Origin of the sequence: Vibrio bivalvicida, assembly GCF_001399455.2 — a bacterium.
In the GTDB taxonomy this organism is placed as follows: domain Bacteria; phylum Pseudomonadota; class Gammaproteobacteria; order Enterobacterales; family Vibrionaceae; genus Vibrio; species Vibrio bivalvicida.
Window position 1 is genome coordinate 94,499 of the sequence record NZ_LLEI02000021.1, and the last position, 25,966, is coordinate 120,464.

General features: G+C 43.4%; 23 protein-coding genes and 1 riboswitch. Of the genes, 12 read left to right on the plus strand and 11 right to left on the minus strand.

Annotated elements, in window-relative coordinates; translation table 11 throughout:
• Positions 1-39: 39 nt before the first annotated feature.
• The 3 genes from APB76_RS05735 to APB76_RS05745 all read right to left on the minus strand — a co-directional run bounded on the left by APB76_RS05735 (position 40) and on the right by APB76_RS05745 (position 1,754).
• Positions 40-330: a putative quinol monooxygenase gene (locus tag APB76_RS05735; RefSeq protein WP_049845935.1), complete on the minus strand. Its 291-nt coding sequence runs from the start codon at positions 328-330 to the stop codon at positions 40-42.
• Positions 331-372: 42 nt separating this feature from the next.
• Positions 373-1,032, minus strand: coding sequence for a nitroreductase family protein (locus APB76_RS05740; protein ID WP_054961166.1), 660 nt, complete (start codon positions 1,030-1,032; stop codon positions 373-375).
• Positions 1,033-1,334: 302 nt separating this feature from the next.
• Entirely contained in the window at positions 1,335-1,754 is a 420-nt protein-coding gene (locus APB76_RS05745) for a universal stress protein (RefSeq protein ID WP_049845937.1), read from the minus strand.
• Positions 1,755-1,958: 204 nt separating this feature from the next.
• Here APB76_RS05745 and APB76_RS05750 point away from each other — a divergent pair, with 204 nt between their 5' ends.
• Entirely contained in the window at positions 1,959-3,344 is a 1,386-nt protein-coding gene (locus tag APB76_RS05750; RefSeq protein ID WP_054961165.1) for a glycoside hydrolase family 1 protein, read from the plus strand.
• A gap of 675 nt (positions 3,345-4,019) precedes the next feature.
• Positions 4,020-6,848 (plus strand): M16 family metallopeptidase, encoded by a 2,829-nt coding sequence (locus APB76_RS05755; RefSeq protein WP_054961164.1) that lies wholly within the window; start codon positions 4,020-4,022, stop codon positions 6,846-6,848.
• A gap of 598 nt (positions 6,849-7,446) precedes the next feature.
• Here the strand turns inward: APB76_RS05755 and APB76_RS05760 are convergent.
• From APB76_RS05760 to APB76_RS05775, 4 genes are all read right to left on the minus strand, one after another.
• A complete protein-coding gene (locus APB76_RS05760) occupies positions 7,447-8,070 on the minus strand; it encodes a TetR/AcrR family transcriptional regulator (RefSeq protein WP_049844581.1) in 624 nt (207 codons plus the stop codon).
• 122 nt (positions 8,071-8,192) lie between these two features.
• Entirely contained in the window at positions 8,193-9,278 is a 1,086-nt protein-coding gene (locus tag APB76_RS05765; RefSeq protein ID WP_049844582.1) for an efflux RND transporter periplasmic adaptor subunit, read from the minus strand.
• 475 nt (positions 9,279-9,753) lie between these two features.
• Positions 9,754-10,287, minus strand: coding sequence for an RNA polymerase sigma factor (locus APB76_RS05770; protein WP_049844915.1), 534 nt, complete (start codon positions 10,285-10,287; stop codon positions 9,754-9,756).
• An 8-nt stretch (positions 10,288-10,295) separates the two neighbouring features.
• Positions 10,296-10,496 (minus strand): YgaP family membrane protein, encoded by a 201-nt coding sequence (locus tag APB76_RS05775; protein WP_049844583.1) that lies wholly within the window; start codon positions 10,494-10,496, stop codon positions 10,296-10,298.
• Between the two features lie 605 nt (positions 10,497-11,101).
• Between APB76_RS05775 and APB76_RS05780 the strand changes: the two genes are divergently transcribed.
• From APB76_RS05780 to APB76_RS22915, 3 genes are all read left to right on the plus strand, one after another.
• Positions 11,102-12,994 (plus strand): PhoX family protein, encoded by a 1,893-nt coding sequence (locus APB76_RS05780; RefSeq protein ID WP_049844584.1) that lies wholly within the window; start codon positions 11,102-11,104, stop codon positions 12,992-12,994.
• Between the two features lie 186 nt (positions 12,995-13,180).
• Positions 13,181-15,082: a penicillin-binding protein 2 gene (gene mrdA, locus APB76_RS05785; protein ID WP_054961163.1), complete on the plus strand. Its 1,902-nt coding sequence runs from the start codon at positions 13,181-13,183 to the stop codon at positions 15,080-15,082.
• 336 nt (positions 15,083-15,418) lie between these two features.
• Positions 15,419-15,577 carry a hypothetical protein gene (locus APB76_RS22915; RefSeq protein ID WP_157633185.1) on the plus strand — a complete coding sequence of 53 codons (159 nt, stop codon included), beginning with the start codon at positions 15,419-15,421 and terminating at the stop codon, positions 15,575-15,577.
• A 46-nt stretch (positions 15,578-15,623) separates the two neighbouring features.
• Here the strand turns inward: APB76_RS22915 and APB76_RS05790 are convergent, their stop codons facing one another.
• Positions 15,624-16,727 carry a DSD1 family PLP-dependent enzyme gene (locus tag APB76_RS05790; protein ID WP_054961162.1) on the minus strand — a complete coding sequence of 368 codons (1,104 nt, stop codon included), beginning with the start codon at positions 16,725-16,727 and terminating at the stop codon, positions 15,624-15,626.
• Positions 16,728-16,999: 272 nt separating this feature from the next.
• On the opposite strand from APB76_RS05790, the gene APB76_RS05795 reads away from it, so the two are divergent.
• On the plus strand, positions 17,000-17,377 hold the full coding sequence (locus APB76_RS05795; RefSeq protein WP_054961161.1) for a VCBS domain-containing protein: 378 nt from the start codon (positions 17,000-17,002) through the stop codon (positions 17,375-17,377).
• Between the two features lie 16 nt (positions 17,378-17,393).
• On the opposite strand, the gene APB76_RS05800 is transcribed toward APB76_RS05795, so the two are convergent.
• Both APB76_RS05800 and APB76_RS05805 read right to left on the minus strand, forming a co-directional pair.
• A complete protein-coding gene (locus tag APB76_RS05800) occupies positions 17,394-18,281 on the minus strand; it encodes a LysR family transcriptional regulator (RefSeq protein ID WP_054961160.1) in 888 nt (295 codons plus the stop codon).
• Positions 18,282-18,376: 95 nt separating this feature from the next.
• A complete protein-coding gene (locus APB76_RS05805; protein ID WP_054961159.1) occupies positions 18,377-19,207 on the minus strand; it encodes an HDOD domain-containing protein in 831 nt (276 codons plus the stop codon).
• Between the two features lie 154 nt (positions 19,208-19,361).
• A riboswitch (TPP riboswitch) is annotated at positions 19,362-19,471 on the plus strand.
• Positions 19,472-19,571: 100 nt separating this feature from the next.
• Here APB76_RS05805 and thiD point away from each other — a divergent pair.
• The 6 genes from thiD to APB76_RS05835 all read left to right on the plus strand — a co-directional run bounded on the left by thiD (position 19,572) and on the right by APB76_RS05835 (position 25,454).
• Positions 19,572-20,402 (plus strand): bifunctional hydroxymethylpyrimidine kinase/phosphomethylpyrimidine kinase, encoded by an 831-nt coding sequence (thiD, locus tag APB76_RS05810; RefSeq protein WP_054961158.1) that lies wholly within the window; start codon positions 19,572-19,574, stop codon positions 20,400-20,402.
• Between the two features lie 87 nt (positions 20,403-20,489).
• Positions 20,490-21,155 (plus strand): thiaminase II, encoded by a 666-nt coding sequence (gene tenA / locus APB76_RS05815; RefSeq protein ID WP_054961157.1) that lies wholly within the window; start codon positions 20,490-20,492, stop codon positions 21,153-21,155.
• A 159-nt stretch (positions 21,156-21,314) separates the two neighbouring features.
• Entirely contained in the window at positions 21,315-22,277 is a 963-nt protein-coding gene (locus APB76_RS05820; RefSeq protein WP_054961156.1) for a sensor domain-containing diguanylate cyclase, read from the plus strand.
• Between the two features lie 122 nt (positions 22,278-22,399).
• Positions 22,400-23,167, plus strand: coding sequence for a phosphatase PAP2 family protein (locus tag APB76_RS05825; protein WP_054961155.1), 768 nt, complete (start codon positions 22,400-22,402; stop codon positions 23,165-23,167).
• Between the two features lie 304 nt (positions 23,168-23,471).
• A complete protein-coding gene (locus APB76_RS05830; protein WP_054961154.1) occupies positions 23,472-23,930 on the plus strand; it encodes a MarR family winged helix-turn-helix transcriptional regulator in 459 nt (152 codons plus the stop codon).
• A 294-nt stretch (positions 23,931-24,224) separates the two neighbouring features.
• Positions 24,225-25,454, plus strand: coding sequence for a hypothetical protein (locus APB76_RS05835; protein ID WP_054961153.1), 1,230 nt, complete (start codon positions 24,225-24,227; stop codon positions 25,452-25,454).
• Between the two features lie 83 nt (positions 25,455-25,537).
• Here APB76_RS05835 and APB76_RS05840 read toward each other — a convergent pair whose 3' ends face one another.
• Positions 25,538-25,828 carry a hypothetical protein gene (locus tag APB76_RS05840; protein WP_054961152.1) on the minus strand — a complete coding sequence of 97 codons (291 nt, stop codon included), beginning with the start codon at positions 25,826-25,828 and terminating at the stop codon, positions 25,538-25,540.
• Positions 25,829-25,966 lie beyond the last annotated feature (138 nt).

Sequence of the window (25,966 nt, forward strand, 5' to 3'; positions counted from 1 at the left end):
GGAGCTCCGGTTGGAAAAAACACCGCCTATTATCCTCGATTACGCAATGTGCGTCATCTTGTTGAGGGTAAAACTCTCGATTGCGCCCTCTACCGCTGCTGAGTATGCCGCAATATGCTCGCTTGCCAAGTGTTCATCAAGCGCGGCTTCTGACTCCCAGTTCTCGTGGAATACAAAGTGAGCTGGGTTTTGATTGTCTTGGTGCAAGTCATAGTTAATACAACCCCGCTCAACACGAGTCTTGTCGATTAACTTGATAAGCTCAGATTTTACTAGCTCTACTTGACCGTCTTTAGCAATGATATTGGCAATGATGGTTAACTTTGTCATGGTTGATGCCACTCTCTTGGTTAGTTACTAGGTCAATAGACCCTAAAGTGTAGTGATTACGTCATCCATTGGAAGACGCGCTTTTGGCAAACCATGGTTATAGTCTTCACCTTCTTTGTGGTAACCCATAGCCAAAGCAAAATCACACACGTAGCCGTCTAGCTCATCTTTGAAGACTTCTCCGATTAGCTCTGGGTCAACCCCTTCCATTGGAGTAGATGCAATGCCCATACGCGCAAGAGTGTGCAGCGTGTTGCCCAAAGCGATATAGGTTTGAGCTTTAGTCCAGTTACCGTTAAAGCCAGTTTCATCTGTATTTAGCTCAGCAAAACCGTAAGCGCCGTTTAGCATGTCGTTGTAACGCTCTGCTGGCAAGTGTCCAGAAGTTACTTCTGCATCGACAACTTTTGCGTATTGCTCTTTAGTAAAGTGCGGGTTATGAGCAAACAAAATAGTGTGTGATGCTTCTTTTGCATGCGGTTGGTTGAACTGGTGCATGTTAGCAAACGTATTGTGGAAGCGCTGTTTGGCTTCATCACTTTCAAGTACGATAAATTTCCAAGGCTGAGAGTTGATTGAAGATGCAGATAAGCGGATAGCTTCTTTGATTACTTGCATATCTTCTTCTGAAATACGTTTTGTTGCGTCGTATTTTTTCGCTGTGTAACGAGTGTTTAAATCTTTGATGATTGGATGAGTCATGTTGGCTCCTAACTATCTAAAAATTACGAATTCATTCGGGTTTGATGTTCGGTGCGTCAACAATTAACGTGTGGCTGGAACATGCCCCAATTATCGAAAATCCGCTTTTGCTCATGTCGATGGGGCTAATTTAGTGCAGTAGCTCGCAGAGAAAAATAGCCAATTGTTCCAATCACTATGGAAGAACATATCCATAATTGGCAGAGGCGAGGAGAATGCTTTACAGGGGGAGTGAGGACAAGCCAAGACATGGCGAGACAATTCGATGCTCGCCTGTGCCTTACCGACTGAGTGCAATCTGTTTAGATTGGCACTACGAGAATATCAACCGGTGATTTATCAACCAAGTGTTTAGAGTAAGAGACAATCTTGCTCCAAAAATCATGGTGATGACCGCATATCAGCAAATCAACGTTGTTCTCTTCTATCGTGCCTTTGAGTTTGTCAGCTAACTCTCCGGTGCCGACAAATATCTGTCTTACAGCGAGTGGGCAATAATCTTCAAAAGCGATGATTTGCTCTATGGCGTGTTCGCCTAATGGTTGCTGATCAGGGCTCTCTTTCAAATCAACTAACTCTGGATAGATTTCTCCATGTGAGCCATCAACGTGGATAAAAGAGATTTGTGCATCGGCCAGTTTGGCTAGGTATACTGCCCTGTCAATTAGAGCATTGGTTTCTTCTTCAAGCTCTAGGGCAACAAGAATATGCCGGTAGTTCATAATCGAGTCCTCTGTCGAATATCCTACAGTAAGCATAATATCTGTACTGGCTAAATGTTGTCGTTAAGGTCTCGAAATGGTGAAAATTATAATCTAAGCTGTGGCAAAAAATAGGAAACAACGGCTAATCAATCAGACCTCATTTGTTCCTTGTTTCATCTCTACAATGATTGGCAGATGTTAATGCTGATTTAGGAATCGAATATGACTACATTTCCCAATCACTTTCTGTGGGGAGGCGCTATTGCTGCCAATCAAGTAGAAGGGTCTTTTGATTTATATAACAAAGGATTATCTACATCAGATATGTTGCCAAATGGGATTTTAAGCCCCCATCAAACCCGCGAACAGCGAACCGATGGGATTAAAGATTTGGCCATCGATTTCTACAATCGTTACCCTGAAGATATCGCCCTATTTAATGATATGGGCTTTAACTGTTTACGCCTTTCAATCGCGTGGACACGCATCTTTCCTAATGGCGACGAGCGTGAACCCAATGAGGAAGGGCTAGCTTATTACGACAAGATTTTTGATGAGCTTGCCAAACACAATATCCAGCCATTTGTTACCTTGTCTCACTATGAAATGCCTTACGCTTTAGTCGAAAATTATGGTGGTTGGGCGAGCCGTGAGTTGATTACTTTCTTTGAGCGTTACGCCAGCACGGTATTTGAACGTTACAAAGATAAAGTCAAGCTGTGGCTGACGTTCAATGAAATCAATATGTCGTTACACGCCCCGTTTACTGGTGTCGGGCTCGAAGAAGATGCCTCAGAGCAAGCGATCTATCAGGCCATTCATCATCAATTAGTCGCGAATGCTAAAGTGGTTAGGCTGTGCCACCAAATCATACCTGATGGAAAAATCGGCAACATGCTACTGGGTGCGATCAATTATCCATATACCTGTAACCCTGATGATGTGATTGCAGCGATGCACGAAAACAATAAGTGGCTGTTCTTTGGCGATGTGCAAACCCGAGGCAAGTACCCTGGCTACATGCTGCGTTACTTCCGTGAGCAAGAGATAGAAATTGCAATGGAACCGGGTGACCTAGAAGAGCTAGCGAGTTCAAGTGTCGACTTTATCTCATTTAGTTACTATGCAAGTGGCTGTGCCAGTGCCGATCCAAAGCAAAAAGAGGTGGGCAACATCGTTGATAGCGTGCCAAACCCATACCTCGAAAAGAGTCAATGGGGTTGGCTAATCGATCCAAAAGGTCTGCGGATTCTGCTCAATTTCCTTTATGATCGTTACCAAAAGCCACTGTTTATCGTTGAGAACGGTCTAGGTGCTCGTGATGAAGTTGATGAAAATGGCGAAATTATCGATGACTATCGTATCGCTTATTTGAATGATCACCTTGTTCAGGCAAGGGAAGCGGTGCTTGACGGTGTCGATCTGATGGGCTTTACCAGTTGGGGACCGATCGATCTTGTGGCGAATTCAACCGCAGAAATGAGTAAGCGCTACGGATACATCTACGTTGACCGTCACGATGATGGAAGCGGAACTCTAGCGCGAAAACCTAAGAAAAGTTACTACTGGTATCGGGGGGTCATTTCAAGCAACGGTGCGAGCCTATAAAGTCTGTTCCTAACGCCAACAACGATAAGGTGTGTCGGTGGCACTATCGACACACCTTTAGCAAGATTCCATTCACTCTTGTTCTTGAATACGGTTGTTTAGCTAGTATTTGGACACTTCTGTGTCATTGATTGCACTAAATTAGTTTTTAACGGATTACCTGTAGTACAACAAAACCTTTAAAGTTCATTCCCCCACTAGGAGGTCTCGTGTACATGAACGGGAGTTTCCATAGTACGATGAGTCATTGCAGTACGACTGCAATCTTTTCGATTGATGGCCTTGGACTGTTGGTTTGTACCGCGGTGTCAACTCACAAGTGAGCGTCTATTCGGCTGAAGGTGGGGTCGTATGGATTAGGAACTCGATCGCCCGTCCAATCACCACATGTTTGAGACGTAATCATATAACCGGAGCGAGAAGAATAGGCTGCGCAATGGTCCAATACATCAACCGACTCTCCATGATCAAACGTTATCGTTTTACTTCTGTACTTTGCCTAACCACTACATTGCCAAAGTTCATAAGGGTAAGTGATTACTATGCGCACTCATCGACGCAATTCTTATATTACTAATATAAAATCTAATTTTGTGAGGTTACTAATTTCTCGACAGGCATTTACGCTGCCTATAGGATTAATCTCAATCATCATTTAGACCCAGTGCGTAACCTATGTGGAACCAAAAATTTAAGCAAACTCTTGTATTACTCTCTCTGTCGTGTCTTCCTTTTACGACAATCTCAGCGCCTAATGAATCAGCACTTTGGTTTACCCAAACCGATATCGCTCTAGATTCTCGTTATCAAACGGTTCTGCTTGATAACGGGTTGCGCGTTATCACCGTTGAAAACAGCACGCCCAAACAGGGGCTATCTATTCGTATGTTTGTGGACGCAGGCTCATTTCAAGAGAAAGGTAAAGAGCCAGGACTTGCACACTTTTTAGAGCATATGGCATTTAATGGCTCAACTCATGTTCCAGAAGGCGAAATGATTTCAATGCTTGAAAGGCACGGTTTAGCTTTTGGCGCAGACACTAATGCCACCACAAGTATGACCAACACTAATTACCGACTCGATTTACCTAAGGCAGATATTGAAAGCATTAATACGGCATTATTTTTATTACGAGAGACGGCTTCTGAGTTAACGTTGGATCAAGGCGCAATAGATAGGGAACGTAAGGTCATTAAGTCTGAAGTTCGTGAGCGTCAGTCGGTAGGGCTGGACCGTTTCCTTGACTCTTCAGATTATATTTATGCAGGAGCAAATCTACCCAATAAAATTGGCCTTGGGACAATCAAAGGGATGGATCAAGTCATCCAAAAGGACCTAAGAAGTTTTTATCAAACTTATTACGCTCCAAGGAATACGACTCTGGTTTTGGCTGGCGATGTGAGTCATGACGTTATGCTTGAACGCGTTAAACATTTCTTTTCTGACTGGCGTAATAAAGAGTTTCAGCCCGCTGTTGACCCAGAGTTTAACGTCGTGTTGCCGAGTAAAGTTGAAGCGAAAGTGTTTACAGATCCAAATGTAGAGACGCGAATAGAATTTAACTTTCTCGAGAAGGAGTCACCTGAAGCCAACAGTAAGGCACTAAATCTAGAGTACTGGACTCACTTACTTAGCACTAGGGCTTTGATTAATCGTATTGACACATTAGCGTACGAAAGTGGCGGTCGAATTCTGTCACCGAGTATGTCATCAGAGATAAGCTTAGAATCTGTTCGTGTAAGTCAAATCGGGGTGACAACAGCAGATAGAGATTGGGAATTTGGCCTCTCAACACTAGAGCAAAAATTACGTCAAGCGGTTGAGTTCGGTTTTACCGAAGATGAGATCAAGAAGCAGCTTACAGCGTTAGAAAATGAACTACAGCTTAGTGTCGAAACGGCTGGGGATTCGTCAAGTGCCACTCTTGCTAACAGAGTCATGAATGCCGTTGATAGTGGTTACGTTATCGCATCACCACAAACCGACCTATCCATATTCTATGAACTACGAGACCAATTGACCGTTAAATCAATTAATGAGGCCTTTCGGAAAAGGTGGGCATCTCAACCACCTCGTCTCTATTTAACCGAGCGTAGCAATGCCCCAGGCCTTGAGAAGACGTTGCTTGAAACATATGCGGAAAGCCAACAAACTAAGGTAACGCCCTATGTGGAGAAGGCTGCCACTGAATTTGCTTACCAGAACTTTGGTAAGCCAGGCAAAGCTAAGCTAATTGGTACGTCCAAATACGGACATATTCTTCGCTATCGTTTTGATAATGGTGTCATGTTGAATATTAAACAGACCGATTTTGAGAAGAGCGTTGTATACATCTCTGCCCGTGTTGGTAAAGGGCTGATGGCATTAACTCAAGAGCAATCTGCTCTGATTAATTTGTACAACGTCGGCATGTCTACTGGTGGGCTTAAAGCTCATGATATTAATGATTTGAAGCGCATATTTGCAGGCACGACCATGGGCCTTGAAGCCACGGTAGAGACTAACGCATTTGTTTTGAAACAGGCAGTGAAAATTGAAGATGCGCTTAATCAACTTCGGGTATTTGCCGCCTTAATGATTGACGGTGGCTACCGTGAACAAGGCAAGTCTTTCACGCTACAAATGTTAAGTAATTACTTAGAAACCTACCAGGAAAGCCCAGAAGAAGTTCAGGCTGTTAATATTAGGTCCAAACTGCATGGTGGTGACTTGCGATGGGTCGAACCTTCCATGAAAGAGCTAGATGCATTCTCTATGTCTGACTTGAAACCGATAATGGATAATGCCATTTCGAATGGCCCAGTAGAGATAGGTATTGTTGGTGATATTTCTCCTCAAGAGGCGATTGACTACGTGGCCCAAACTTTCGGTGCATTAGATATTAAGGCACACGCAACAATAGAACGTTATCAGGTAGAGTTTCCAGCAATTAAAAAGGAAGATGTTACTTGGTATCACAAAGGTGAAAAAACAACAGCACTTGCAAGTAGCTACTGGGATCTGCCTGATGCTCGTAATACGAAACAAAGCTTACACTTTTTGTTGTTGGAGAACGTCATTCAGCAACGCGTAACAAGAGAAATCAGAGAGGCTATCGGTGCCGCTTATAGTCCTTGGTCTGGGCGCACGCAATCTTACAATTTTAAAAACTTCGGTTACCTAACAATCAATAGCAATACGACCATCGCTCAAGTTGATAAGGTTTTTTTAGCCTATAAGAATGTGCTGAAATCGTTGCAAAGTGAGCTGATCACGGACGATGAACTTAAGCGAGCAGCAACGCCAATTATGGACGCTGTAGATCAGCAGGTAGAAAGCAATAGTTATTGGTTCGACTTAACTTCAACAGCGCAAACTTACCCGGATATAATTGAAGCCGATGGGATCACTGCGCAAGAATTAGCTGCAGCAACAAAAGAAGATATTTTGGCGGCAGCTAAGCTCATTGATATCGACAATGTACTTCAAGTAAGAGTGCTTCCAGAAAAATATATTGACCAGTAAAACAAGCTCTGGCAGGGCAAAAGCAACGCTGTTGGGGTGCGTTTAATCCAATTTGATGAGTGTTACTTTTGTATATTAAGTTAATTGCTCAAGGATGAGCTTCAATGACGACAACAAAGGCCCGACTATTCAGGCCTTTGTTGTTTTCTGTTCTGACTCATGCATGTTTAAAAGCACAGGTGATCCTATGTGTCCTACCCGTTTTCTCATGCTGGTATCCCGCCCATTGCAATAGTGCTTATCCTAAAGCAACTCACTAAACCTAAATTCATGTGGCTGCTCACCGCCACATGCAAGCCTTTAGACGCGACTAGGGGCTTTTTCATTTCATATGATTGGTATATTTTTGAACTAACTTTTAGTCTCACTATGCATCTGTCGTGAATATGCAAACTTTGTCATGCTGTGAGATAAGGACAAATAAGTCAAATAATGCTTTGGATTAATGTGTCGAATCAGTTGAAACAAAGAAAGGGGCAAAGACATGTTTGCCGAAATGGTCGTCAGCACGTCCTTGGGGATTTAGAGCCCAAAGAGCCGCCTGACATTATTCCATCCTCAATCTTAAAGAGTCATTCCGATTGGGGGCACTCAACAATTACTGGTTTGGGGTCTTTGATTTTATGCCTTGGCAGCCAAGAAAGAAGTCTATCGCAGATTCTAAGTTGGACTGACGCTCAGCTGAGTCGTTAGCTGCCATACCCAGGAACTCGGGGAAAAAAGTTCTACCTTTTACCAATGCCCAAAGATTGGTAGCCAGTTCTGCTGTGTTTTGCTGCGGTAAAGCGCCGTGACGAATTGCCTCTTCAAGCCAAGCCTCCATTGGGCAGGCTTTAATGCTTTCTACTTCATTTAAGTGACATTTGCCCTGACACATAGCTTCAATGGTAATAGCGACAAGTAGACGGCGCTTTTCACACTGCATGATGTGTTCAAGCTGCAGGGTAAAAATGTCGATCAGTTGTTGGCGAATATCGATAGCCGGATTGAAATCAGGTAAAGCATGATTGAGCTTTTCTTCTTCCATTATGTAACCGACAACCGCTTTGTATAGGTTCTCTTTAGATCCAAAATGAGAATAGACAGTGGGCTTGGTCGAATTTGCCTTCTTTGCAATGAGTTCTAACGAGGCGCCTTGTACGCCCATTTCCTTGTAGCACTCAATGGCAGCTAAGATGATACCGAACTTGGTTCTCTCGCTGCGCTGGTTTCGTTTATCCATACCTTTATCCGTACAGGATGGGGAAAGAAGCAAAGCTACCATAAATAATCATGCCTTCTATCACTAAAATAGCTTATTGAGAGTTTTTTCATCTTTTATCGACTTGTTTGCTGCTTTTACCATCAAGATTGGCGATTGAGTATCTCATTGAGCTGATTAACAAGGTTAACCATTGGGTCGATTTTCTTGCCGACCAACTCTGGTGCTTCAGGTGTTGTCAGCACGAAGTCGTTGGGTTCCAATCCTGATTTTATGGGTACATAACCAGTGTAGCTCTCTTTGATTTTTGCGATTGTCACCTGCTTTGGCCTCACCACGCGTTTATCATCCAATACAAACAGCGTCGGTGTGCCGTCGTTAGTGTGGATGGCAGTGACCGGGACAAATAACTGAGGCTCTTGTTGTGGGCTATTTAAATAGAAAGCGGTTTTTGAGCCAATTAAATGTTCTCCGTTTCGGTTGTCGAAGATCGCATAAGCACTAAGCTCTTGGTTGGCAAGCTTAGAATCAATATATCGCAATTTGCCATCAATATAGCTGCCTTCAGGACTGACAATTGAAGCCTGCAAACTGTCAGGGTCGTGGCTTAACACCTGACGAAATACGTTCAGCACTTGAGGTGAAGCGGTAAAGTGCAATTCGACCGTGTTCGTTGCCACCAGTTCGGTGATCAATTCACCTTCATTGACATAGTTGCCTGCATTCAAATGGAACTGGCCTAGTGTGCCTGAGAATGGGGCGTACATGGTGGTCGCCTCATGATCTTGTTGTGCGATCAGTAAGTTACTTCTGGTCGCTTCTACTGCATTGACAGCGCTTTCAAACCTTGGGTCATCCTCTCCGGTGGTACGAGTAAGCTCGATGATGTTTCTGGTTGCCATTTGATACTCATTTTGGGCGGTCTTGACTGCGAGAGCTGCCAAGGTGGCATCGAAATCTAGCAATGGCTGACCTTTTTCAACGTATTCACCATCTTGGACGTAGATATTGGCAATTTTTCCGCTGTTTTCCGCTTGAATCTTGGTGTACTTAGATGGTTTGAATTCGCCTTCGAGCGCAATCAACTTAGTCGCTTTTCGTTCAATAGGTAATTGAACCATGTAAGCGGTCGAGTTAGCTGATGGCTTTGCTTGAGAAAGTTGGCAGCCGAAAAATAGTGTTGGAGCAAGTGTTAAGGTTAGGCCAAGTGAAAGGGCGAGTTTGTTCATATCTGTCCCTGATTCGTTGTTTTATTGGTATGAGTTATTGAATTTGGTCATTCGCTTCTCATTTTTTATGGATGCTAGGGTATTTTAACTTTACCGTTAAGTAAAGTTTTGTGACTGTCTAGTGGGGTGCTATTTCTAGAATGATGGCTAGAGAACATTGTATTTAGCTAACGAAAACCACCAATTGCTGGGGTCTTCGTCTATATAAGCTAACTAGTGGTTTCTTAAGCTAGTCGACTTCTGAGTTTGGCATATCCTCGATAAACTGTCTCAAATAACCCTATTACCCAACATACAGGGCAACCACGGAATAGATATAATGAGGTGATGCCTAATCCTAAAGATACAAACGGATTGGAAACGGATAACTCAACGGCAAGCCACAAAAGTAGCACTCCCGAACCTCCACGCAGGAAGTGCTCGGTTAAAGACCGACTAGCAAATATTGTTGTTGGTTTCATTTCTAACCTCGATATTAAATCAAATGTTCTCTTACCAACATTCTTGCTCTATAAAGCTGCCCTTTTACGCTATCTCGCGATTTACCTAGCCTATGGGCAATTTCTTCTATAGCCATACCTTCGACATCCCTAAGCAACACGATGTGCTTGTAGTGGTCGGGTAGTGAATGAATTGCTCTTGTTAAATCATACCTAAGTTCATGTTCAGGTTTGCTAGAAAGCAATATATCGTCCTGGTATTCATGAATGTCTTCTGCATGGTGAACAATTGAGTTTGCTTTTGAACGCTGTGCCATCCTATAACACTCTCTCTTTGCAATGGTAAATAACCAAGCAGGGAGTGATGCAAGCATTTTTACTGTCCCTATCCTTTTAGATAATACCCACAGTGTTTCTTGAACAGCATCATCAATATCCGCAGAGAAACAGTTGCGCTTGGCATAACGTCTAATATCTGGTTGTGCTTCAATTAAAAGGTCTCTTAATGCATTTTCATCACCTAAACGAGCCAATTCAAAGGCTGAAGCGCTATACTTTTCAAACCTCATTTCGTTCCTCATTTGCTCTTCTTAACTGCTATCGAGCACATTGGACAAAAACCAACTACACCAGTCAAGCCAGTAATTATCCCAACGCCTGCCATTAGGAACCCTATTGGTAGTCCAGAGAAACCGATTAAGCCACATCCTAGCATCACGAAACCAGCTACAGCACGAGTTGCTCTTTGCCATAAAGGCAGGTTTTTCATATAAAACATACATTCCCCATGATCATTTATTTGGTTTTCACAATTGAAGAGGGGGGAATTTGCCAAAGAGGCTCAAAAAAAGTGTATTGATGATTTGATGGTAGTGGAATGCTTTGTTTTACGAAAGGAGTGGATTAGGTGTATTCGCTATTCAGCTTTCAGGCTATAAAAACGCAAAAGCTGGCGGTTAAGCCAGCTTAGTTGGGTGTTAGCACATTAAGACGATTTGTTCGCGTCTTTGTTCGACTCTTTCCAGTATTGAATGCGAACGCGATGCAATTGTGCTCTTCTCATTTTCTTCATGATAATCCCTCACTTAGAAACAATGCAGCTCTTCATTGAGCGTATGTGAACGTAGTTCCTCATGAACAGGGTTCAATTTAGTCGTCAAAATCGAAAAGATCTAGGTTTTAGATCACATTTTTTTGCATGTACGCCATACCTTATTAGCTAAAAGTGAACTATGGCGCAGTTTAATAAGTTTGAAATGTAACTTGTCGCTAAGTGTCGTTTTTTATTAATTAATACTAAACAATAACTTAACTGAAGTGTCATCTTTCCCGTCTACGATTTCCTCGCATTTATATAACTATTACTTAAGCAAGGAGTCAGCAATGCGTCCGGTTTCAAACAAGAAGTGTGACAATCAGGATTCTGAATTTAGCCAAATGATCGACGCGCGTTTATCTCGTCGTCGGTTTTTGGCTGGAACAGCAGCAGTAAGTGCCAGTGCTTTTCTTTCACTCAACCCAATTACCAAAGCATTAGCGGCAAGCACTGACAGCCGATTGCTTAATTTCGAAGCGGTACCAGCATCAACTGCTGATGCGTTTATCGTGCCTAGAGGTTATAAAGCCACACCACTGCTTTCTTGGGGTGACCCAATATTCGCCGATGCGCCAGAGTTTGACCCAAGTGGTAAGCAAGACTCCAAAGCTCAGTTGCGTCAGTTTGGTGACAACACCGATGGCATGAGCTTCTACCCAATCAGCGAAAATCGTGCTGTTATTGCGGTCAACAACGAATACACCAACTATGATTTGTTGTTTGACCACGGCGGTAAGGCGATGACTGCTGACGACGTGCTTAAAGCCCAAGCGGCACACGGTGTCACAGTGTTTGAAATCGTTAAATCTGGTGAACAGTGGAAGCTGGATAGAAACGGTAAGCTTAACCGTCGTATCACTGCTAACACTGAAATGAAGCTGACTGGCCCGGCAGCAGGTCATGAGTTGATGAAGACCAAGCTAGATCCATCGGGCATGAAGCCGCTTGGCACATTTAACAACTGTGCGAACGGTCAAACCCCTTGGGGGACTTACCTGACGTGTGAAGAAAACTTTAATGGTTACTTTGGTACAAGTGGTAGCGCAGATGTCTCAAGTGATCATAAGCGTTATGGTGTCAAAGCAGCTAAGAGCAAATATCAATGGCACGATACTGATGAGCGATTTGATGTTGCTAAGCATCCAAATGAACCGCACCGTTTTGGCTGGGTAGTTGAAATCGATCCTAATGATCCAGACTCAACACCACTTAAGCGTACAGCGCTAGGTCGCTTTAAGCACGAAAACGCAGCGTTACTAGTCAACGACAATGGTCATGTTGTGGTTTACCTCGGAGATGATGAGCGTGGTGAACACCTGTACAAGTTTGTGTCTAAGAACAAGTACCAACCAGGTAACGATAAAGCGAATCGCGATCTGTTAGAAGAAGGCACGCTGTACGTAGCTAAGTTCGAGATGGACGACAAAGAGCTTAAAGGAAACGGCCAATGGCTAGAGCTGACCCATGGTAAAAATGGTTTGACCAAAGAGAACGGCTTCAATGACCAAGCTGAGGTGATGATTTTTGCTCGCCGCGCAGCAACACAAGTTGGTGCTACGACAATGGATCGCCCTGAGTGGGTGGCTGTTCACCCAGACAACAAGCACGTATTTTGTACGCTTACCAACAACAAGCACCGTGGTGTGAAAGAAGGCCAGCCAGTCGGTGGTCCGAATCCACGCAAAGAAAACCACTATGGTCAGATTGTTCGCTGGGTGCCGAAAAAGGGTGATCACACCAGCGATGGCTTTGAGTGGGATCTGTACTTAATCGCAGGTAACCCAGAAGTGCATAAAGGTGACTTGTACGCGGGTAGTGAAAATATCAATGCTGACAATATGTTCAACAGTCCTGATGGTATTGGGTTCGATAAGGCGGGTCGTTTGTGGATTCAAACCGATGGTAACTACTCAAACAAAGGTGACTTTGCTGGACAAGGCAATAACCAGATGTTGTGTGGTGATCCAATTACGGGCGAAGTGCGTCGCTTCTTAACTGGTCCTGTCGCGTGCGAAATCACAGGCCTTACCTTCTCGGCGGATAACAAAACCATGTTTGTCGGAGTTCAGCACCCGGGTGAAAAGGGTGCACCTTCTCACTTCCCTGCTGGTGGTAATAGTAAGCCACGTTCAACTATCATGGCGATTACACGTGAAGATGGTGGTGTGATCGGCGCTTAACTTAAAGTGAAACAACGTAAACCCCGAATGGCAGCATTCGGGGTTTTCGTTATTGTGTGGATATTTCCTGACATTGTTTACATTGCTCGCACATAACAGAATGCGGTTATTGATAACGTCTGCGACAAATGTAACTAAATGTAAAAAAATAAAGGGTGGCGTTTGGGCTGGCCTTTATCTCTGCCTATGAATTTTCATCATCAAAGCAAAGCGATAAGAAATCACGATCAAGAAGCAAAATTGTTTCGCAATCGAGCGGTTGTTGCCTTTGTCGCCATGATTGCTCTGCTTGGCGTGCTGGTCGCTAACCTTTACCGTTTAGAAGTAAAGCAAGTCGAGTACTATAAAACACGAGCCAATGACAACCGTATTCAAGTTTTGCCTATCGCGCCGACGCGTGGATTGATCTATGACCGCAACGGTAAAGTCCTAGCCAATAATTTTCCTGTTTATGTTTTGCAAATGATTCCGGAAAAAGTCGAGGATTTGAATGCCTCTTTGGACAAGCTAGGGCGGTTTGTTTCGCTTTCTGATGTTCAATTAGAAAAAATAAAAAGCCATCATGGTAAACGCTTTAAACCTGTTATGGTCAAAAATGGTCTCACGGAACAAGAGATCGCGAAATTTTCAGTTCATCAATATGAACTGCCGGGCTTTTCTATTGATGTCGATATGAAGCGAGATTATCCATACGGTGAAATATTAACGCATGTTTTAGGTTATGTTGCCCACATGAATGACCGTGATATTAGGCAGCTAGATGAAAGTGGGGCGCTGGCGAACTACCGAGCCACGAAAACGATCGGCAAGCTAGGAATCGAAAAGTACTACGAACACATATTGCATGGCCAGCAGGGCTACCAAGAGGTGGAGGTAAATAGCCGCGGTCGTGTTATCCGCACGATCAAATATGTTCCTCCAGTGGCTGGTCAGGATTTGGTTCTAAATATTGATATTGATTTACAGAAGTTTGTCTTTGATAAGCTAGATCACCGTGAGGGAAGCGCTGTGGTACTAGATCCTCGTGATAACAGCGTTCTTGCGATAGTCTCTAGTCCGAGTTATGACCCTAATCTGTTTGTTGAGGGAATTTCTAGCAAAGCCTACAGCAAATTGCTTAATGACCCATTCCATCCTTTGGTTAATCGTGCGACGTTGGGGGTTTATCCACCAGCTTCTACAGTTAAGCCATTTATGGCCGTCGCGGGGCTTAGCGAAGATATCATTGCACCAGATACGGTTCGCGATGATCATGGCGCTTGGCATATCCCGGGTTCGACTCGAAAGAGTAAAGTGTGGCGTGACTGGAATCGCTGGGGGCATGGGCCAGTAAACGTAACCTTAGCGATTGAAGAGTCGGTGGACTCTTTCTTCTATCATATCGCCTATGAGCTTGGCATTGACCGTATTTCTGACTGGATGAATATGTTTGGTTTTGGCAGATTAACCGGCATTGATATTCCTGAAGAGACGCGAGCCAACATGCCGACTCGAGAATGGAAAGAGTCTCGCTACCGTCAACCTTGGTACAAAGGTGACACTGTGCCCATTGGTATTGGACAAGGTTACTGGACAGCAACTCCCTTGCAAATTGCTAAAGCGACTTCCGTCTTGGTTAATCATGGCCAAGTCGTTGCTCCTCATTTATTAAAAGCGACTCTTGCTCATAGTGCGCCTTTTAGCGAACAAAAAACTAACCCAATTCAAGCTGAAGGACAGATAAAAGGGGTGAGCAATCAGACTTGGGATATTGCAATGAACGCAATGCGTTTGGTTAATTCTGGTAGTCGAGGTTCAGGGCGTAGGGCATTTAAGGGCGCCAGCTATTGTAGTGGTGGTAAATCGGGGACTGCGCAGGTATTTGGCTTAAAGAAAGATCAGGTCTATAACTCCAAAGAGTTGAGTTACGATCTACTCGACCACGGTTTGTATACCGCTTTTGCTCCTTGTGATCATCCGAGGTATGTTGCAACCGTGGTGATCGAACATGGTAATGGTGGCTCAAAAGTTGGTGCTCCTTTCGTGCGTCAGGTATTTGATTACCTAGATATAGCAAGCAAGGACAAGCAGAATTGGCATCGTTCATAGCTGAAAAAGAGCTTTAATGGATAATTATGCGCATGGAAGCATAAAATTTGTGATCTTATGTCGATATGGCACTAAATGTAGTTGCGACATTTGTACGGTATCACTATATTGAAAGGGTATCCCAATAACTTAAAGGTGTAGAGAAACGAGTAAACTCCCAGCGTAAATACGAATAAACTGAACGCAAAAAGAGACACAGGGCTTAACGAACTTCTCGTTAAGGGTGCATCGAAAAACGTATAAGAACTCAGTATTTTCAAAGGCCTTTTGCTTTACCCCTCTCAAATAGTCGCATCTTCAAGTTATCGATACTGTTTTGATAATCAAGGAGGAGGTTTGGCTATGTTATCACTAGGTTTGGTTGCGTTAGGCGTATTGGTATTCTTCCTCTGCTGGGTCGTTCAGCACGGATTGCCAGTATTGGGCATGAAGCTTGATGAAGATGATCTACTGTTGATTTCTGAGATGTCTGGCGAAGACGTTCTCGAAGCATAATGAAAATATCACCAGAAAAAAGGAGCCGTCGGCTCCTTTTTACGTTTTAGTCTGAGCGACCCCTAGCTGCAATTGGCCAGCGTTCAATCACTTCACCTTGTTTAATGACATGCAAATAGTCGAAGTTATTTAAAGTGGTATCGCAGTGGCTTGGGGTCAACACAAGGGTGCTGCCTATCTTTAGATCTGGGTTGTCATCGAAATGAAGAATGCCATGCTCATCACCACCACATTGATAGCGAATATCAGGATGAGACTCAACGGCTGACATACCGAGATCAATAGAGAGCGTTTTCATACCTGCATCAATAACTGCACGGTTTTCTGCGGGTATACTAATAACGGTGCTCAGCACCTTCAGCGCCGGAACAAATTGTTGGTTTTGTGTCGGGTGCGTTTCATCACCAATGGAACCGTATGAAGCATCCATAAATAAGTAAGAGCCTGCTTGTATTTCGGTAAATCCCAGCCCTTGGTAGGCTTGATAGGTTCCAGTACCTCCACCGCTGACAATATCAGGATCTAGTCCGCGAGGTTTCAAATCTGTTTCAATATAGTCAAACAATTCGGTAACGGCTGTGCGCGCCTGAAGTTGACGATGTTCAAAACCTTTAATGAGCTGGAGGTGGCCGCTATAAGCTTGAATACCCGAGTAGTGAACACCAGGTGTGTTCATGATCTGTTCTATCAACGCCAAAAGTTCTCTGCCTACAGGAACGCCGCAACGCTGCTGCCCGCTTTCAACTTCAATTAGAAGTTTGACCGTGATTCCTTTATCCATTGCCAGCTTAGCGATAGCGTTGACATGCTGTGGATGGTCGATTACTTGATAAAGTGTGGCGTCTGGGTACTGGGTGCAAAGGTCTATCAAGCGTTGATATTTTTTTGTACCAGCAATCGGCGTGGTGATAAGAATATCTTGAATCCCCCCTGCCATCATCACTTCTGCTTCACCAAGTTTGGAAGTACAGATCCCTTGTGCACCATATTCAATTTGCTTTTGTGCCAATTGAGGAATTTTGTGCGCCTTAGTATGCGGGCGAAGTGTTAAACCTAGCTGGTCTATCCTTTGTTGCATTGTTACAAGGTTCGACTCGACTGCGTCGATATCAATGAATAATGCCGGAGTGTCAATGTGTTCTAGCTTCATTTTTTTGTCTTTTTTTTATGGAGTGAGGAGATTAACACTTTAAGTTGGAAGCTACGCAAAATGATTGTAAATATTTCGTTGCCAATTTGAGGGTTTCGTCTTGTTTTGCTTCTCATTTTGGGAATGAACGGGAGCAATTTTTCCGTCCAAGATTATCTATTTGAAAACAAGAGATAATATTCACCCTGTTGAGTATTGTTTTCTGGCATGCACATTGCGTTAGCTATAGATATAGGCGCGCACGGTCGCTGAGTTATCTTAAGGAGAACGTTATGGCTTACTTGCATCAAATGACCAATGACGATCATACGGTGAACTCTTTTGTCGCACAGAGTGATTTCTTCCCACTACTTTTTGATTCGGGTAAGTTGCAGATTAGTGGAGAAAATCGTCGATGTGTACGTTTTAATCCTAAAAGCGTCGTGGCAAAAACGGGGACGTTAGGTTCTTTGGTGATTAGCGAATCAGGGTATTGGGACTACTCGGTGTACAGCATTAAGACCCAGTATTTAGCTATAGGGGAAAGAAAACTAGAAACTTTTTCTTTGCGCTCGAAAGAAGGCAAACGCTTTACGGTGAATATAGTCCTGATTGGAGCGATAGGTGGCGCTTGGATTGAAGAGTTGGAAACCAACTTTCGTTTTGGTTAGCCTACTTGTTTCGCTATTAACGAAAATGTTTAGTCATCTCGGCTTTGATCGTCTCAAATCTTTTTGGCCGTTGGCGGTAACGTTTCGTTAAGAAATAGAGTGTTTCAACCACTTCATTACAAGGTTCAAATATTGAAATGCGGTCATTTTCTACAAATGTATCGAGCGCGCTTTTGGGCAACACGGTGAAGCCTAACCCATTGGCGACAGGTAGTAAGATTTGGTTCAGCTGATTGATGTAGCCCGTCACAGGAATATCATCAATATTTACTTTCTCTAGCTCGGGTTCACCACATTGCGCAAAGTAAATCGAAAGATAATGATTTGCATCTGGATGCTGAACTAAACCTATTTCCTTCAAGCTAGCTTGTGTTAGCGGCCGAGAGGTATATTTTTTAGGTAACATTAAGCATAGTGGTTCATTGCCTAATCTTTCGGTATCAAATCTCAAATCAGATGGAATATGAGTGACGATACCGATATCCGTCATACCAGACAAAACATCGGCAACAATTTTTTGGTGTGGTGCAGCTTCTAATCTTGGAATGAGTGCAGGATATTTACATTGTAAATTGAGCAGATTCGGATAGAGCAGAAGAGCCAAAGAGCCAGAACAAGAAATCGATACACTACCAGAGAATGGGTCCTCCATATTAAGTGACCTGAGTAGTTCTGACTCTTGACGCTCCATATGCGTCGCGTATTGATAGACTTTACGTCCCGAGTCGGTCACTTCAAAGCTTTTGTTGTGCCTTTCAATTAAGGGATAACCACAAGCCTGTTCGAGCTTTTTGATGTGTTGACTGACACCTGGCTGAGTCATAAACAACTTTTCTGCAGTTTTAGTGAAGTGACCAGTGTCGATCAAAGTCACAAAGGTTTTGAGCCAAGCAGGGTTTATCATCACATCCTCACATAACAAAAATTTATCTAGATTAGTTTATGCGATAACAATAATTTCTGATAGGAAAAAGGCGAGCAGAGGGCTCGCCTATAAAGTTACGCTGCATTGAGATAAGCAGCGAGGTCGCGACCATTCCCTCGGTATTTATCTATAGTCGGGGCAAAGTCAGCTGAAATATGCAAAAGGCGAGAGTCTGGGTGTTCGGTTAGATAACGGGACTTTCCTTCATTGCTTTCGAGTTTATCCCAGTCGCGATGAATAGAACGAGCTAAGTGTAGCGTCGTTGCCATCTTAGGTGAGATCTCTGCATCGCGTGGCTCGTCAAAGTTGGCAATTGCGTCAACCATATCGTCAGGAAAATTCCATGATTTGGCTAACTTTGCACCTAGAGTTGGGGCGGTAATATCGAGAATCTCTTCCTGCACAGCAATCGCGCTTTCACCTTGCTCTGCGCGTTGTGTGATCACTTTTGCCTGCTCAGGTACTAAAGTATGAATCATCAGTTCGCCAATGTTGTGTAGTACCCCTGTGGTAAAAACTTCATTGCTGTCCATCCCCGTCTCAAGCGCTATTTTACTAGCGATAATTGACACTTCGAAAGTTTCCTCCCAATACTTGCCCATGTCTAAGGTTTTGATTCTTGGAAAAGCGCTTGAAAGGACGGAAGCAACAACTAAAGTTCTGACTGGCCCAGTCCCGACTCGAAGCAGTGCTTCATTGACTGAAGAAACACTCTTGTTGCCCCCAAAATGAGCCGAGTTGGCGAGGCGGAGTAGTCGAGCGCTAAGAACTTGATCGGTTGATATTTTTTTGGCTAATGCTCTAAAGTCAACCTCGCTGTTATTGACCATATCAAGCAATTCTTGAAGTACTCGTTGGATTCTAGGTAATTCGTTTAAACGAGATAGTAGTGCCTCCTGGCTCATCGCACTCTCCTTATTCCATGTGAGATTAATTAATATAGTTCACAAAAACTGACTCTTACAAAGATGATCAATCGAATCCATATAGGGAGTTGTTCGATCTGTCTAATAGGGCTAAATAAGTGCTGCAATAATATGAAAATTATTGTTATCATTTGCGCAATAGTCGGGGAGCCTACCCTATAGGGAAAGGGCTGAGATCGCGAAGCGAGACCCGTTGAACCTGATTCAGTTAGCACTGACGTAGGGAACTATCTGCATTAATCCAGTAACAATGTTTAGTGCAGTCGTATTCGATGGCTAAGCTCATTCTCTGAGCTTTCTTTCGTGGTCGAGAGTTCCTGTACGTCATGTCGTAGGAGCATCTATGCCACACTCACAAGATTTTACCCCGATCGTATTAACCATAGCTGGCTCTGACAGCGGTGGTGGAGCAGGCATACAGGCTGATATAAAAGCCATATCGGCGACAGGCAGTTATGCGTGTTCAGTGATCACTGCCATTACCTCGCAAAATACCCAAGGCGTAACCGCTATTCACCCCATCCCGATTGAGCACATTGAAAGCCAATTGGATGCTGTATTTACCGATCTTAATGTTGCTGCAGTCAAAGTGGGCATGCTTGCCGATACCGAGATCATTAAAGTCGTCGCCGCTAAAATCCGCCAATATCAACCAAAGCATTTAGTGGTTGACCCTGTTATGGTGGCAACAAGCGGTGATTTACTGTTAGAGCGTTCGGCCATTTCGACATTAAAGCAAGAACTACTGCCGCTTGCCGATTTAATCACACCTAACTTGCCTGAGGGCGCGGCCTTGATAGGGGGAGAAATACCTCAAGATAAAGATCAAATGGGTGCGATGATCGAGTCTCTACGAACACTTGACGCCAAGGCAGTACTGCTTAAAGGTGGGCATTTAGAAACACACCAAAGTAGCAATGACCTCCTTATCCAACAACAGAGTAGTGAGTTGTTGTGCGCAAAACGAGTGGCAACCAAGAATACCCACGGTACAGGTTGTACGCTTTCGTCGGCCATTACTTCTTATCTTGCTCAAGGGAATCGCCTGCATAAAGCCGTTTACCTTGGTAAGCAATACATCTCTCAAGCTATCGCTCATGCCGACCAGCTAGAGGTGGGTAACGGGCATGGTCCGGTACACCACTTTTTCTGTGGACATACGAATGTGCGTTAAGGGCATCTGGCTCTACATCGTAACCCTTCACACTCTAGTGATGGTGACACTGAGACAAATCGTCAATTACGTGCGGAAACCTTACACATGAAATACCAAGACATTATCGAAGCCTGTCAGTCCGATTGGCACCAGTACACAGACCACTCCTTTGTTCAGCAACTTTCCAGCGGGTTGTTGCCGCAATCTTGTTTTTTACATTACTTGAAGCAAGACTTTTTGTTTCTAAAACAGTATGCCCGTGCCTACGCGCTAGCTATGTATAAAGCCCGTAGCTTAGAAGAGATGCGCCGAGTGCTCCCAAGTTTTCATGCGTTGTTAGATTCTGAGATAGCACATCATGTGGACTATTGCGACCAGTGGGGGTTAACCGAATCTGACTTAGAAAATGAACCGGAAGATGTCGCTACCGTCGCTTATACACGCTATGTACTAGATGCTGGCATGACAGGAGAGTTAATCGAACTGTATATCGGTTTGGCACCTTGTTCGATTGGTTACGCGGTGATTGGTAAAACGCTAAGAGAAAGTAAAACCGCGAAGCTAGAAGGGAACCCTTATCAAAGTTGGATTGAGCTATACAGTGGAGAGGAGTTTCAATCTACCGTCGCACGATGGGCAGCTCATCTCAATCAGTTACTAGAAGAGATTGATATCCATAGCCAGCGTGGTCAGAACTTAATTCAAGTGTTTAAAACAGCCACACGTATGGAAGTAGCATTCTGGCAGCAAGGATTAGATGCAAAGCGTTAGGATTTGATTGCAAACGGTGGGGCTTTTAAGGTTATTGTTTTTTTACTTACGGATGGTTGCCCTAAGCAACAGAACTTGAAATATATTGGTCAACTTTCAGACATCTCTAGATTCGGCTGCTAGAATTTTTATTATGTTTCCACAAGTATCTATGATGGCATGCAGGTACCTAATAAACCCAAAAACGAAGCGCAGCGCATTGAGGAGCTTGAACAGCTCGACATTCTAGATACGGAATCTGAAGAACGTTTTGATCGCGTTACTCGCCTAGCAAAAAGGTTATTTGATGTGCCTATCGCTGTGGTGAGCCTTGTCGATAGTGATCGACAGTGGTTTAAGTCTTGTTATGGGATGGATGCGCAACAAACACCTCGTGATATTTCGTTTTGTGGTCATGCTATTCTTGGCACCGAGCCTTTCGTCATTTCGGATGCGACCAAAGATGATCGCTTTGCTGACAATCCTCTTGTTGTCGGTGAGCCAGGTATCCGTTTTTACGCAGGCGTTCCTCTTGCCCATCATGATAATACAATGCTCGGTACTTTGTGTGTCATAGATACTAAGCCTCGTCACTTTAACCAAGAGCAAATAAACGACCTCATTGACTTAGCTAAAATCGTTGAGCAGGAGTTAGTGACGCGAGTGACAGCAACGACAGATCCATTAACTCAAATATCTAATCGGCGCGGTTTTTCTTCTTTAGGAGAAAAGTTACTCGACTATTGTCGCTTTGGTGGTTTTCCTGTTTCTCTTGCGTATTTTGATCTAGACAACTTCAAGCAGATTAATGACCAATTTGGTCACCAGCTCGGTGATGAGGCACTCAAGCAGTTTACTCGGCTGTTGGAGTCTTCTTTTAGAGAGTCTGACGTGTACGCGCGCATGGGGGGAGATGAGTTTGTAGTACTGATGTCAGGAACAACAGAGATGGTAGCTCATATTGCCATTGACCGCTTTACTCAATCGGTGGAGAAATTTAACCAAGATTCGACACATCGTTATCAAATAACGTTTAGTGTCGGTGTCGCCTCTTCTAAAGTTTTGAATGACACAACTTTAGAGTCATTAATTGATGTGGCCGACAAACGAATGCTAGAGGTGAAACGTGGCAAGTCTCGTTGAGTTGCGATGCTTAACCGCGTCAATCAACACGAAATTTCATTAAATTGACATTGTATTGATAAAATTTCCACCTTAACTCGACTAAACTTCAGCTCCGGTTTTAGTTGTAGTGAATCCCTATCGTGAAAAACTTCATTCAGAACAAGCGCGAAGGCTTAGCGTTGCTCATTGCTTTTTTGCTCGTTATTGCGCCAATGACACTGTTTGTTAGTCACCTTGACCTATTGGGCAAGGTGTCTGAACTGACGGGATTGAGTTACACCATTCTGACTGATTCCGCAGGTTCAAAGGGGTTTTTAATTACACTAACTCTACTGATACTTTTTACTTGGAAGATAGTGGGCACTAACTCACTAATTCTCAGCAAGATAGTTCAACTAGGCATCATCTTAGCGATTGGGTTTGCAGCGAAAACTGGGCTCAAGCATATGACAGAGAGCCCTCGTCCATATACAGAGCTTCTTTCACATCAACTCTTGATTCCTCAACCTTCGCATTTTTACAATTTAGATAGCGCACAGAAAGCAGAGGTCATCAATAAGATCTCGAACCAGGTTACTACGTGGAGAACTCGTCACTGGCAAGGGGAAAAAGACTATTCGTTTCCATCTGGGCATACCATATTTGCGGCAATTTGCTTGGCGTTTTTTGGTGGTTTTTTTTGGCAAAGCAAGCATTATGGTTTAGTGGTGTTAGTTGGTGTGTGGGCGATGGGGGTTGCTTACAGTCGTTTGTGGCTAGGCATGCATCGACCGATAGATCTAATCGGCTCGATTCTTTTTGTCGGGCTGGTTTACCTTCTAATGCCTAATCTAGACAAACCTGCCGAAAAGGTCTGGTCGATGCTTGAGACTTTGTGGCTAGATAAGGGCAAGCAAGCTAAACGTTAATCTCTAAACCATATTCTGAATTATTAGTGTTCGATATAAAACTTATCACAGTGTGGGAGGCATGGTTTGCCTCTCTCCCATGACTTTAGATTGGGAAAGTTAGCAAATATCCCTATAGTGGCATTTATCTTTCATAGCTAACTAATAAATCACGCCTTTGTATCTATCAAGAAAAGTAATCACTCACATACATGCATATCTATTTGCACAAATTCACAAAATAAATAATAAAGTGTGTCGGAAATGCTTTTGTATCGAACTAATAAATGGATAATAGGTAAAGAACTTAAATTGGAAGATCACAATGTCTGAAGAATCAAAGAAAATATTTGAAACTACGGTCGGTATGAGTTTTATCGCAACTCGTATGATTCAAAACGCTATTCAAAATAAAATTTCGAAGCTTCGCGACGATGTGAATTTTGAGCAAATGCTGGTGTTGATGGAGCTAGACTATGAAGATGGTCTTCGCCCAAGCGTGATCGCGGAGCGTTTGCATCGTAGCAAGGGAACTATGACCAGCCTCATTCGCCATGCGGAAAAGAATGAATTGATTGCGAGTGCAAAAGATCCCCATCATAAGAATGCTAAACGTCTTTTTTTGACACTGAAAGGTAAGAAAGTTCATGACCAGTTAGCGCAGATGATCAAAGATGAGATGGCGTTTGCTACTCAAGACCTTACTGAAGAAGAGCGCGCACATGTATTTTCTGCAATGGAAAAGGTCATTCTTCGGTATAAACCAGACTTCTACGCAATGTAAAGTTACGAATCAGTTTAGGGTGTCTTACGACACCCTTTTTATTGCCTAATGTTCGCTCAAGAGAAACACCGCAATAGATAATGTGCAGAAGTTGCTAGAGCGATTACTACCAATGGCAACGGAACCTGTATAACAATTTGATTGTTGTACATCATTTCTCATCCCATTCTGCACTATTTGTCTAAACCGACCACCTTATTGATAAAAAAATGTATTATCCTTGCAAATGTATCAATAAAACAATGACAGCAATTCATAAGTTCTGGGTTGCATAAAAATAATTGCGAGGCTTGCATGCAGGTTAAAATTTTAAAGCGTCTAATTAAAGACAAAATGTTTGGTAAAACCAAAAATACTGCGTTGGATGTTCAAGTTGCCCAAATGGCGGATGCGCGTATGGGGGCAATGTACATGTTAGCGAGCACTGAAATCTCGAAGGTTTCGTCTTTTTCCAATGCGCATTTCTTTGACAACTTTGTGATTGGCTCTGAACCATTGAGTGATCTTAAGTCGGCCGCATCAGGTCTTCTCGATAAAACCAATGCGATCAACAAACTGCAACAAACTAAAGCGGGCAAGAAGATTGTTGGTGCTGCCAAGGTAGTGGGTGATACGGCTTCTGCTGTGGTGACTAAGGTCAAGCAGGTGATTTCTGATTTCTTTCGTATGCTGATGAACAAGGCTCGTAATATATACGGTGATTTGCTCTATGGCGTAGAATGGTTTGCTGACTTTGCTACTTGGATGACTGGAGAGTTTGCAGGAAACTTCTCAAGTTTTATTCCTGGCTGGGGCTACGTTCAGAGTGCATCAGATATTTACTCCGGCGTAAAACAGGCTGTGTGTAAGTCCAAAGACCTTATCACGCAGATATACGCCGGCCGTGGTGTAGAGCTGCTGGGTGGTCACCCGAGTATTATAGCCAATGCGTTGGCGCGTCATGCTGCGACAGGTGCTTTAGGTGGCATTAAGAATGCCGCAGTGGGTATCACTAAGATTGGTTTAGAAGCAGCCGGCGATGCCTTTGCAGGGGTTGGAACGTTAGTCAGTGTACTAACGGGCTTGTTTGAGCGCATTGTCAAGCTTGTAGATTACATGATTCAACGTTGCTTGGTGGGCAAAGTACTAAAGCGTGCCAAGAAAGAGTGGTCTAACCGTAATGCTAACGGAAGCCTAGTTCAAAATCATAAAATGTTCTCTGAATGGTTTCAAAGTGCGGTGATTACGACTCCAATCATTGCGGCTTTGGTTATGGGCAGTGGTTTTGTTGCTCACCCATACAAGTTTGCCCAACTTTTGACACCAAAACTTGAAGTGGTCTCTCAAGGAGAGTTTGATAAAGCGGTTGTGTACATTGATAAACTTAAGTCGCTATCAAGTAAATATGTTCAAGAGTATGTTGATAGTTACAGTGTTGATTTTACAAGCAGTGATGGTGTCGTGACAGCTCGCCTTAACGAGATCAAAAGCGGGAAAGGGATTCTGGATGGACATGAGTTTGTTGTGACGAAAGCGACGCCTTAACCCATCAATACTTTGGTCTGTAAGCCATATCAAATCTTATAATTGATATGGCTTTAAAGGGGCCTAGTAAAGCGCGGCGTGAGTCAGAGATCACGCATCAAGGTTTCATATTCTTCACTGGCCGCGTCGATTAAGCGGTTAATTTCTTCTGCATCTTTATTCTCAAGCTCGACTTGCCAAGGCTTTTTATTCTGCTTTCCACATAGCCTTGTGTGGCCACCAACCTTTTTAAAAGATAGCTCACTAAATTCTGCTTGAAGATGTAGCTTATTCTCCATGATTTCAACATCAATCAACCCAGTAGGATTAATTTCAATGTGGGCATGAGAGTGATTCATCCCGACAAGTTCGTAATCTCTGTGTACTGTAATCATGGTGTTCTCCTTGATCTAGTCACTGGTATTTTAAACAAGTGTAGGACATCAAATTTGAATGATTAGTGAAATAAATAAGAATATTGATTCAAGTTAAGTTAAGGGTGTTTTTAACTGAGTTAATGCATATTAACTGCT